At 42.2% G+C, this 9,432-nt stretch carries 12 protein-coding genes; all 12 read right to left on the reverse strand.

The window, feature by feature from the left end:
• Nucleotides 1-267: 267 nt before the first annotated feature.
• The 12 genes from HZC12_01890 to HZC12_01945 all read right to left on the reverse strand — a co-directional run bounded on the left by HZC12_01890 (nt 268) and on the right by HZC12_01945 (nt 8,932).
• Nucleotides 268-1,482, reverse strand: coding sequence for a hypothetical protein (locus HZC12_01890; protein ID MBI5025480.1), 1,215 nt, complete (start codon nt 1,480-1,482; stop codon nt 268-270).
• A gap of 119 nt (nt 1,483-1,601) precedes the next feature.
• Nucleotides 1,602-2,255, reverse strand: coding sequence for a class I SAM-dependent methyltransferase (locus tag HZC12_01895; GenBank protein ID MBI5025481.1), 654 nt, complete (start codon nt 2,253-2,255; stop codon nt 1,602-1,604).
• 101 nt (nt 2,256-2,356) lie between these two features.
• On the reverse strand, nt 2,357-3,145 hold the full coding sequence (locus tag HZC12_01900) for an outer membrane lipoprotein-sorting protein (protein ID MBI5025482.1): 789 nt from the start codon (nt 3,143-3,145) through the stop codon (nt 2,357-2,359).
• Between the two features lie 130 nt (nt 3,146-3,275).
• On the reverse strand, nt 3,276-3,473 hold the full coding sequence (locus HZC12_01905) for a DUF2892 domain-containing protein (protein MBI5025483.1): 198 nt from the start codon (nt 3,471-3,473) through the stop codon (nt 3,276-3,278).
• Nucleotides 3,470-5,800 (reverse strand): MMPL family transporter, encoded by a 2,331-nt coding sequence (locus tag HZC12_01910; protein ID MBI5025484.1) that lies wholly within the window; start codon nt 5,798-5,800, stop codon nt 3,470-3,472. The genes HZC12_01905 and HZC12_01910 overlap by 4 nt, the downstream gene beginning before the upstream one ends.
• A gap of 9 nt (nt 5,801-5,809) precedes the next feature.
• Complete coding sequence (locus HZC12_01915) at nt 5,810-5,995, reverse strand: hypothetical protein (protein MBI5025485.1); 186 nt, start codon at nt 5,993-5,995, stop codon at nt 5,810-5,812.
• Nucleotides 5,955-6,209: a hypothetical protein gene (locus HZC12_01920; protein MBI5025486.1), complete on the reverse strand. Its 255-nt coding sequence runs from the start codon at nt 6,207-6,209 to the stop codon at nt 5,955-5,957. Before HZC12_01920 ends, HZC12_01915 begins: the two co-directional genes overlap by 41 nt.
• A gap of 133 nt (nt 6,210-6,342) precedes the next feature.
• Complete coding sequence (locus HZC12_01925; protein MBI5025487.1) at nt 6,343-7,539, reverse strand: NAD(P)/FAD-dependent oxidoreductase; 1,197 nt, start codon at nt 7,537-7,539, stop codon at nt 6,343-6,345.
• Between the two features lie 9 nt (nt 7,540-7,548).
• Nucleotides 7,549-7,830, reverse strand: a complete 282-nt coding sequence (locus HZC12_01930) for a hypothetical protein (protein MBI5025488.1) — start codon at nt 7,828-7,830, stop codon at nt 7,549-7,551.
• Nucleotides 7,831-7,842: 12 nt separating this feature from the next.
• A complete protein-coding gene (locus HZC12_01935) occupies nt 7,843-8,187 on the reverse strand; it encodes a DsrE family protein (GenBank protein MBI5025489.1) in 345 nt (114 codons plus the stop codon).
• 131 nt (nt 8,188-8,318) lie between these two features.
• The gene (locus tag HZC12_01940; GenBank protein ID MBI5025490.1) at nt 8,319-8,549 is read right to left on the reverse strand and encodes a DsrE family protein; all 231 of its coding nucleotides are present in this window, start codon (nt 8,547-8,549) and stop codon (nt 8,319-8,321) included.
• 11 nt (nt 8,550-8,560) lie between these two features.
• On the reverse strand, nt 8,561-8,932 hold the full coding sequence (locus HZC12_01945) for a winged helix-turn-helix transcriptional regulator (GenBank protein ID MBI5025491.1): 372 nt from the start codon (nt 8,930-8,932) through the stop codon (nt 8,561-8,563).
• Nucleotides 8,933-9,432 lie beyond the last annotated feature (500 nt).

Consider the following 9,432-nt stretch of genomic DNA (forward strand, 5'->3'; position numbering starts at 1 on the left):
CCCTTCTCGATATACCGTATCTTATGAGTCCCTCCTTAAGGCTTGTGTTATCATCGACTATACCCATTATGACTCACCTCCTTTGTAATAAATTATCAAGAGACATTTCTAAAAGAAGATTTTTGTCTTTGGTGTCTTTAACAGTGAACCCTTCCGTCTAAGAAAAGTGTATTAGACCATATTAGGCATGTCAAGAATTTTTTTAAAAGGAATTGTTAAGAAAGATCTCCTCGGAGGAGGGGACTAAGAATGCAGGAGGCAGAGATGTTAAAACTCATATCTCAATTGAAGATACACATTATCATTTTTGTCCAGTTGCCCGAACTGGCTCCACCTTTCGCCTTCACCAAAGATGTTCCCTCCAATTGCAGCCCACACATGGTCAGAGAAGTTGTATTTGATTTCTGGATTCAGCATGTAGTCTCCATCAGATGGACTATAAAAGGAGAAGAATGATAGTCTTAAGGTCTGGTGTTTTAAGAATTGGGTCAGCCTTATAGTGGCAAGCTGATAAAACCTTCTGTCAATGGGAAGTCCTGCTGGTTGATTCTTTACATACTCTGAATAGCTGTGCATGTATTCCGTATAATACTGAAATCCTATAGTGAAGTCTTCCCACAACTGTTTTTGATAGCCGATGAGGAATCTTGTCTGAGAGTTAGGTGCTGTATAATCTGTACCAGACCTGTCCTGTCTTGAATCATAATAACCAGCCTCAAAGCTTAAAACTCCATCCAATGCCCTTCCCTGAAGGCTTGCGCCATAGGCTGAGAGTTTTGGATAATGAAATGTAATCTTTGTAGTGTTATTAAGGTCATCAGGTATCATATACGGTTTACGGAAAAAGCCGCGATAGAAATATAACGATGCATCAAAGCCTGCGATGTCTCTGTAGACTCTTACAGCGAGCTCTGTATTCTCGAAGGTTGTTGCTGGTTTTTTTTCTTCTCTGTTTGTGACATTTGGCATGGGGTCAAACATGTAGAACCTTTTTGCATCAGGATAATTGTTAGTTTCAAAGAATGGCACTGCAATAAATTCAAATGAGGCAAATCCCGGATAGATGCCAATCTTTGCTCCATCAATACCCTTTTTCAGATACTCCAGCGGCCTTCCAGAGAAGAATGCCTCATAATCCTTTGGATATACATCGTTTATAAAGATTAAATCTCCAAGCCCCCATGTGATGACCTGCCTGCCAATTCTTAAATCCCATTTTTTAGCAGTGTAGTCTATATATCCTTCCCTTAGCTCTAAGTCCCCCTTTTCATCAATATGATCGAAAAATGCGTCTGTCTTTATGAATAGCCGTAATGGCTCCTTTGATGCCTCAAGCTTTAATTGCAGCCTCTCCTCTGCCCATTTAAAGTCGCCGCCGTCAGGGTTTGATGAATTGGTGTTAATAGAATAATTTCCCTGAAGAAAGCCGTGAATGGAGATATCAGAGGCCAATACGTAAGAAGATGATAGAATAAAGAACACAGAGAATAGGATAATAAAAGATATTAAAAACCCCTCACCCTGACCCTCTCCCACAAGGGGAGAGGGAAGCGTCCCCTCACTTGATGGGAGGGGCAAGGGGAGGGTGGAAATATTATCTTTTAAATTTTCCTTACAAGAATGCATACAAATCCTGCGCCTTCTACTAATCCTTTACACACAGCCTCTTTGTGAGGTGTTTCAGATGGTGGTTGGCAGAGTGTTGATGAATATTTTTCGACTGCCAGCCCGGTTTTTTCTATCATCTCAGCGACTTCATCAGCACTGTAAAAGTGTGCGTATCTATATATCGGATGTCCTTCAGCCTTCTTTTTCATATAAAGTTGACCCCACAGGCTTTCCCTATTAATTATCCCGACAATCAGGCCCCCGCCTTTCTTTAATACCCTTTTAGCTTCAGAGAATACTCTTTCTGGGTCATCTACAAAACAGAGTGTGAAAAGCAAAAATACTGTTCCAAAGGATTCATTTTTAAAGGGTAGTTTTTCTCCCTTTGCCTTTTTAACCTTTATCCCACGCTTCTTCGCTATTTCTAATACACTGGGAGAAGGGTCTATGCCAAACTCAATCCCCAATTCCTTTGCAAATCTCCCTGTTCCTACTCCAATCTCAAGAAAAGGCTTTTCAATATCTTTCATCAAAAGCTTGACTGCCTCAACCTCCATTTCAAATAATACTTTACCTTCCGAAGAATCAAACCACCTATCATAATCCTCTGCGTATAAATCAAAGGCTTCAGTAGCGCCTTGTTTCATAAATAACTTACTATTACTGTCATTCCGAGCGAAGCGAGGAATCTCGTTCTTGAGATTGCTTCGGCTGACTTTTGTCAGCCGAAGCAATGACAGGGCTACTCTCACTCAATCCATCTCCTTGGTGGCTGCTTAAGGTATCTCTCTGAAAAGAGACTGTCTTCAATACCGATGTTGTAATCCGCCTTTGTATATGCGACCTCTGTCCTGTGGCCGCTCTGAAGGTTTTTTATCGCCCTTTTTGTGACTGTTGGGAATCCTTTGATACTCTTAACCTCATCAGCAGAAAATACTTTATAAAGCTCTCCTCGTCTGTCATAGTATTCTTCTTTTAAGGGCAGGAAATTATCTTTATCAATCCACGAAATCTTATAACTATAATCCACATCCTGAAGTTTTGGAGAACTCTTTATTACATGGCAGTCTCTTGTACCGAGCTTTTCTTCCTTCACGATGGTGTGTATATCATCTTCAATATCCCTTCCAGAAACATCCTCATATGTAAAATCAGAGCCGACAAAGCTTGAGCGTTTATCCTGCGCAGCAATCCTCCTCACCATGTTTATTGCAGGCACAAAGAGCCATCTGTCATCGTCTTTCACAGGATACTTATAAACCATGAATGTCATATCTCTTACATCTGCTGGCTGGAAAAAGTAGATAAAATACTTCTGGTCACCGCCAGGCTCACCATAATTTTTTCTCAACATCGTAAGCTCTCTTATCCTCTCCCCGCCGCCCTTGCTTATGAGTTTCATCATTACCCTTGCCTTAAAGTCCTTGCCAGGATAAAGAAAGGCTGCCTGTGATCTCTTCATGACCTCATCTGCTGTAAGGGCAGATGCATTTAATGGCAAAGTCAAAATAAAAAATATCAGTAGGTAGCGTAACATTTTAAATACCTCCTTCGAACGATTTCTCTGTAATGTTTTGTCATTCCCACGAAAGTGGGAATCCAGAAACTAACGATATGGATTCCTGCCTTCGCAGGAATGACATCAGTGTTTTGTAACTTCTTACTTTCTACTTCTTACTTGTTTTGTCTATCCCCATTGCCCTGAGTATAGGCATCATCGGACACCAGTTGGTAAATGCTGACTGAAAAAGATTTAGCCCCATAAAGGCAGTCAATATCAGCCACTTCGGCGAATGCACCTGTGCCAATCCCAGGCTTACCAATACTACAACCCCTGCTATTCCCCTGAGAACCCTCTCCATCATTTCAAACCCCCTTTAAATAGCCAGCCTTTCAGTAATGTTATCAGCGCTGGCAGATAGATTATTGTCATTATTGCACTCAACATCATCATGCTTACAATAAATGCGCCAACAGTTATATAAGGTGTAAGTGGCGCAAACATCATCACAGAGAAGGCTGATGCAAAAAGCACTCCATTACGCATTATCCCCTTGCCAGGCCTTGCAGCAGTCCATAATAAAGAATCAGTGACGAGTGACGAGTGACGAGTGACGAGTTCGGACTCCGAACTCTGTTCCGCCAATCTTTGCTTAAACCTGCTTATAAAATGAATCGCAAAGTCAACTGCCATGCCGAGGGAGAGACATGAAAGTACAGATATAGGCATGTCGAAGTCCTTGCCGATATATCCAACAACTCCATAAATGAGAAGTATTGTAAATAGGAGAGGCATGTAGCCAACTATCGCCCATTTCACTGAGCGGAAGTTGAAGACAAGGATAACAAAGACCACAATTAACGCCAGAATGAAACCCCTGAGCATATCATAGAGAACCGCATCGTTCCATACGAGGTTAAAATTGGCAATCCCTGCCGGCTTAAATTCCATCGGGATAGGATGTATCTTTTTGTATTCCTCCCCCGCATTTATTACATCCCTCATTGCCTGTGCATCCCATGTTTTGAGCTGAACCCATATATTTGCCCTCTTAAAAGGATAGTCAACAACATTGTCCAGGTCAGAGGGTTTTGCGGACATGGAAAACATGAACAGATATTGACCGATGGCTTCTTTTGAATCAGGGACAACATCATATTTCGGGTCATCATCGTGAAGGACACGATTTATCCTTTTAACATAGTCCACGACAGATGTTGTCTTCCCGACCACAGGGAGTTTTTCGAGATGTCTCTGGAGACCTTCGATATAGCGCATAGCCTCAGGAGTTTTTATAAAATCATCCTCCTTTGAGATAGCCACAACATAGCCGAGGGATGTGCCGCCGAGGGCTTGATTCATAACAGTATCAGCAACCCGGACATCACTCCTTTTCTTAAACCACTCGACCATGTTATTGTTGACCACTATCTTTGTTGTCCCGATGACTGCAATTACAAGGAGTATAAGACCAACAAAGACAGTAGCCTTTGGCTTATGTGCGCCGAAACTGCCGAGACTTCTTAGAAACTGTGCGGTTCTGCTTAAAGTAATATCCTCCCTCTCAGATGCCTTTTTTATCTTTTCCTCTTTTATAAATGTGAGGATTGCAGGGATGAAGCTAAAACTGAGAAGTCTTAAAACGATTGTTCCAAATGCCACAAGACCTCCAAAGACCTTAACTGGAATTATGTGCATGAGCATGAGTACAGCAAATCCTGCTGCAGTGGCGAGTGCTGTATATCGCACAGGGCGGCCTACTGCCTGCATGGTCTCAAGGATTGCAGCCTTTTTATCCCGTTTCTCTCTATACCGGAAATAGTATTCATTAAAAATATGTATACTGTCTGTTGCTATTGCCATGAGAAATACAGGACTCATGGAACTCATTATATGGATGGGGAAGCCAAGCCCGATAAGTAATCCCATAGACCAGATAATACTTATCATTGCTACCATCATCATCGAGATTGCAAGTGAAAGATTTCTGAACATGAAGTAAATGGCAATGAACATTATCATGCCTGCGATTGGAGAAAAGATGGCCATGAGTTTAAACATATCAGCCCCGAATGTGTCCCTGGCAACAGGGTCTCCTGCCACATAGTATTTCTCATCACCTTTTTCTTTCTTTACTATCTCCCTTATTTTGTCTGCTATCTCTTTTCCATTTGCACCTTTTTCGAGGGGCACATATATAGCAGTGGTCTTACCGTCCTTTGAGATTATGCGGTCAACAAATAGGGGATTCTCAAAGAGCATCTTTTTGAGGGTCTCCGTCTCTTTATCGGTCTTTGGAACCTCTGTCATAAGAGGGGCTACTCTCAAAAGTCCTGCTTCTGCTGCCACATTTGTAATGGTTGGAAAACTATTGACATCCCTTGCTGCAACTCCCTTGAGTTTCAGGATTTCATCGGTAATCCGGATAATCTTCCCAAGCGTATCTTTATTAAGGATGCCTTTTTCATTTACAATCCCCAGGACTATCATGTCCTCATAAAGGCTGAAGGTCCTTTCCACCTCATCATTCCACATCCTCACATCCGATGTTGCAGGGAGCATGTTCTTTGGGTTTGTATCTGTCTTCATCTTTGGGAACTGTGTCATGAAGGCGAGGGTAAAGACCATTGCCAGAAATACAATTAACTTAGGATGTCTGACAGAGAATTCAACGAGGGAAATCTTTCTCATGGATTCCTCCTAAAAAGTGAGGTTCATATCTGCCTGAATGACCACCTCTTTGTAGTATTTCGCAGGGTCAGCAACTTTAACACCTTCTACTAAATCACCGGGTGTCATCTCAAACAAAGAAATATTCAACGGGCATGCAAGGACTGTAGCTCCTTCAGCTATCAGCATTATAAAGAGGTCTTCCACAGTTGGCAATTCCATCTCCTCCATCTTTTTCATCACAGCTTCGCCAACCTCTTTGTTCATTTACCTTCTGCCTATGGACAGCATTAATCCCCCTTGAACCAAAAAATATCGTGACCTTTGAACCTTCTCTTAAAAGGCTTAATGCTGTCATAAGGGCATTATAGACCTGACATAGTTCATCATGAAAACACATTATGGATACATTCTTAGTTATCTTTGTCATTGTTCACCTCTAACATTTCACTTGAAAATACTCCTTAGTCAGGCTGGAAGCCTGACCTATTACTATTACGAGTTTACAAGTCTGGACATGCCCTTAAATCTAATAGGTCAGGCATCTTGCCTGACTGGATTCCTTACGGCAGATTACTTAGTCCATGCCTCATCTTCCACAAAAAGTATTTTTCAAATCCAACCTTAAGCCATTTAACCCATAATCCTTTTTTAAGCTTTGACTTCTGCCTCGGTGGAAGAACTGGTTTTGCAACCATATATGCGCCTTTGTTTCCCATGACCATAAGGCATACTACATTCATTTCGTAGGGTATCGCCTCGGCCCTCTCGGCCCTGCCTGTAATATTTGATACAATCGCATTAGCAGCAGTCTTTGCCATTTTTACAGTCATGTAACCTGTTTTCGGGACGCCTGTAGGAACAGGTGTTTGCTCTGGCGGCGCTATAGCAATTGCAACGCCCACTGTAAAGATGTTTGTGTAAGACTTGTGTCTGTAATATTTATCAACAGGAATAAAACCCCTCGGATTCCCAAGTGGTGCAACAGCAGGGGCTCCTTTAAATGCAGGTGCAAACATGGCAAGCTTAAACGGAAGTTTTGTTCCGTCTTTAAGCCTTACCTCTTCAGGAGTGAATTCCTCGATAGTCTGATTTGTTAGCACTTTAATATCCCTCTCTGCAAACTCGTCCTCCATGATTCTCTTTGATTTGCCCAGCCCCCCAATACCGAAATGACCTATATATGGCTCTGATGTGATGAAAAACATAGGTACCTTGTGCCTCATTTTTCTCCGCCTGAGTTCTGCATCAATCTCAAAGGCATACTCATATGGCGGGCCAAAGCAGCTCACTCCCTGCACAGAGCCGATAACTATACTTCCAGGGCTGTCAAGGAATTTTATCCATGCCTTATTTGCTTTTTCTGCCTGTTCAAGTGTAAAAATGCATTCTGTATGCCCTTTTTCCGGGCCAAGACCAGGGACTTCTTCAAAGGCGAGGTGAGGGCCGGTTGCAATTACGAGGTGATCATATGGGAATTCTCTGTTTTCTGTTTTCACCACAGATTTATCAGGGTCAACAGACTGAGCAGCAGAATGGATAAAGTTAATGCCCTTTGGGACGAGAATTTCCTTTAATGGAATGGTTATATCTTGAGGCCTCCTCCATCCCATTGCAACCCATGGAAGGGATGGGATAAAGGCAAATTTATCCTGATCGCACAAGAGGGTTATATCTGCCCTTTTCCCAAGAAGCCTCTTTAGTTCAAAGGCTGCTGTGAGGCCGCCGAAAGAGCCACCTAAAATTATTATTCTTGCCATAATATCTCTCTACAGGGCGCCAACTACTTTATCTGCTTTCATTATTAAATCTACGAGGGCAGGGTAGTCAATAATCTTGAGCCCCTGTGTAAGCCGCTCTTTTTCAGTAATACCCCTCATCCTCAGGTCATCCGCTATTGCATATTTATTTCCCCTGAGGGGCTGTTTCTCGTTAAAGCAGCCATGAACTGCATCCTGCATAAAGCACACATCAGCACTCAGGCTATTGGCCATGGCGATGGCCCTTTTAAATTCATCTGTATCTGGAGAATTTGTGATTAATAAGAGCATGGTTCTACCTCCTCAAAAAATCATTGTTGTCTGTGAATTTTTTATGGCATTTGTAAGTTCGTCTGTCTCAATTACTTTTGCATTATCAATAATGTCTTTTTCAGTAAGCCCTCTTGAATACAGAGACGCCCTGTCCACATAGACCTCAGAAAGGCTTTCGAGGAATTCGATGAGGTTTGTATAACCTGTGCCCTCAACATCCTGTCCTTTTTTGGCTAAATATACTCCTCCATCGACAAGGAAAAGATAGACTTTCCAGTCATCTGCCTCTGCGCCGAGCGCATGCCTTACAGCCTCAGCAGCATTGACAGAGCCGTATGGAGACCTTCTTGAGATTATTGTTACTGTGTTTTCCATGATTCCTCCAATTAAAAATTCAGCCAGATCTTTGTCTCGCTCATTGTCTTGAATAACCCTCTCAAAGAGCCGACCTCTGTGCCTTCGAGGTAATCGTCCTTCGCCGCACGGCGAAAGTTTACGCAACCTCCTCAAAGGTAAACCTTTAGGCCCTTGCCTATAAGCCTTGTAAATTCTTCTCCTGCATTTGGAAGTCCCTTTGCCTTCTGGCCTTTTAAGAAACAGTAAACGCCATCGCCTGATGCTATAAGGTTCACCGTGTGGCCCTTATTTAAAGCAGCATCAGCAAGTTTGATAACGCTGTAAATGTTTTCAAAGGTATAGGGAGAATTGCTCAGAAAAATTGTCATCGCCTCTGCCATGAAATCACCTCCTATCTTTGCCTGTCTCCAGGGTATTTACCTTTTTTTGTAACAGGGCAGCACTCAGGCCCTGGTAATTCCTTCTCATAATTTTTTTTAAGGAACTTTAATAGGTTAAGAATAAATGGACTCTTCAGAAAGTAGCACCTCAGCCTTCCATCAGTATAAAAATCAATAATCCCTGCATGTCTCAGGGCTGCGAGGTGTTGGGAGATATTTGGCTGGCTTATTTCAAGGAATTCCTCAAAGTCGCTGACACACTTTACGCCCCTTGCGAGTTCCTCGAGTATTTTTATCCTGACAGGGTGGGCTGATACTCGCAGAAGTTCAATATGGGATGCTATGTCTACGCTCTCGGGAGAATTTGCTGTTTTAGTTTTCATATATGCAAATATTCTTATATTTTTATATAAATGTCAAGAGAAAAGTTTAGCAGGCTGATAATTGACAGGAGTTCCCCCAGAAATAGGGTATAACCGAAGATAAGTCTTTAAGAGAAAAGCAAAAACTGTTATTATGAAGTGGTAGTTGATTGTTTTGGGAAAATGAGAAGATTGGATTCCCGCCTTCGCGGGAATGACGGACAAAAAAACAAAAAATGGGGGAACTTTTTACGGGTAATAAGCTAAACTATGACACGTCATTCCCGCGAAGAAAGGAGAGAAAAAGCAGTCCTTCCTCGGTTTACGGGTAATAAGCTAAACTATGACACGTCATGCCAGCGAAGAAAGGAGAGAAAAAGCAGTCCTTCCTCGGTTTACGGGTAATAAGCTAAACCATGACACGTCATTCCCGCGAAGGCGGGAATCCATTTTCTCTAAATAAAATCTGCAGATGAAAGAAAACTTTTACATTTACATTTTAGCCAGCCAAAAAAGAGGGA

The organism is Nitrospirota bacterium, from assembly GCA_016214385.1.
Classification (GTDB): Bacteria; Nitrospirota; Thermodesulfovibrionia; order UBA6902; family JACROP01; genus JACROP01.